This is a genomic window from Sphingobacterium faecale, assembly GCF_016746095.1.
In the GTDB taxonomy this organism is placed as follows: Bacteria; Bacteroidota; Bacteroidia; order Sphingobacteriales; family Sphingobacteriaceae; genus Sphingobacterium; species Sphingobacterium faecale.
This window is the reverse complement of the sequence record NZ_JAERTY010000031.1, coordinates 1-1,536: the sequence shown is the minus strand read 5'-3', so window position 1 is coordinate 1,536 and position 1,536 is coordinate 1. Positions and strand designations below refer to the sequence as shown.

At 46.2% G+C, this 1,536-nt stretch carries 1 protein-coding gene; it reads left to right on the top strand.

Annotated features, from left to right (window positions below; all coding sequences use genetic code 11):
* Positions 1–264: 264 nt before the first annotated feature.
* Positions 265–1,536, top strand: a 1,272-nt coding sequence (istA, locus tag JKG61_RS22720) for an IS21 family transposase (protein WP_202105298.1), incomplete at its 3' end; no start/stop codon positions are given.

Sequence of the window (1,536 nt, the reverse complement as noted above, 5' to 3'; positions counted from 1 at the left end):
TGCATATTCCGCACTATATTACACCACCATTCCGCTCCAAAGTACACCAGTGATTCCGCTGCAAAACACACCACTTTGGTGTAAATTTTCAGCAGCCTAGTTATAAGTTGAGGGTCTTTTAAACTGTTCTAGAAAGACTGCCATTCCGACACAAAGTGCACCAATAATTCCGCAGCAAACTACACCACTGGATATTTAAGAAAAAAAAGATTGCTAAGTTGGGCCTGTATTAGACCTAACGATATGGCAAACAGACCTCTAAGTATGCAGAAGATAAGACAGATATTGCTGTTTTTGGAACGTGGTTTTTCCCAGCGTTCCATCGAAAGGGAGACCGGTATCAATAGACGTACCATTGCGAGTTATTTACAGCGCTTTGCAGACAGCGGACTGAGTATTGCGGAACTTCTCCTGTTTGCTGATGCCGAGCTGGCGACTTACCTTAATACGGGCAAAACGGAATCAATAGAAAAAGACCCCCGTCGGATACATCTTGAATCACAGTTTTCCTATCTGCTTTCTGAACTCCGGCGTGTGGGTGTTACGCGTCAGCTTTTATGGCAGGAATATATCAATGAATATCCCGATGGCTTTGGTTATTCGAGATTCTGCGAGCTTCTTCAGGAACATATCCGCAAACAGGGAGCCACCATGCGTTTTGAACATGATCCAGGCAGGCTGCTGCAAGTAGACTTTGCTGGTGATATGCTGCATTATGTGGATACAGACAGTGGTGAACTGGTAGCCTGTCCCGTTCTGGTCGCCGTATTGCCTTTCAGTGGCTATAGTTATGTGGAAGCACTCATTAATGCATCTCTACCACAGGTATTGCGGGCGCTCAACAATGCCCTTGACTATTTCGGAGGTGTACCCTTATCGGCAAAATCGGATAATATGAAACAATGGGTCGTACGCAGCAACCGTTACGAACCAAAGTTCACCGATATGCTGGAGCAATGGTCCAATCACAACAACATAGCCCTTCTTGCCACACGTCCTGCAAAGCCACGGGATAAAGCATCAGTGGAAGGTGCTGTAAAAATAACCTATCAACGGATATACGCACCACTTCGAAATGAGGTGTTTACCAGTCTGGGCGAACTTAACCTGGCTATACGGCTACAGCTTGGGGCACACCATCAGAAAAACTTCCAGCGCAAGACTTTCAGCAGAACAGAGCTTTTTGAGAGCAGTGAGAAACCGATCCTAAATCCGCTGCCGGAAAGTTCTTTTATAATGAAACACTACACGCGTGCAAAGGTGCAGCGTGATTACCATGTGGTACTTGGCGAGGATTGGCACTTCTACAGTGTACCTTCCAAACATATCGGAAGCACGGTAAATATCATTTATTGTACCGATACCGTTGAAATCTACATCGGAAGCACCCGTGTAGCCCTTCACAGGCGCAGCTATAAAAAACACGGTTATACGACCGACAGGAATCATGAACCACCACATCACCGCCATTTGCGTGACCGCCTGGCCTGGAACCCTGATGACTATCTTTCTAAAGCCGAAAAATACGGTAGTGCC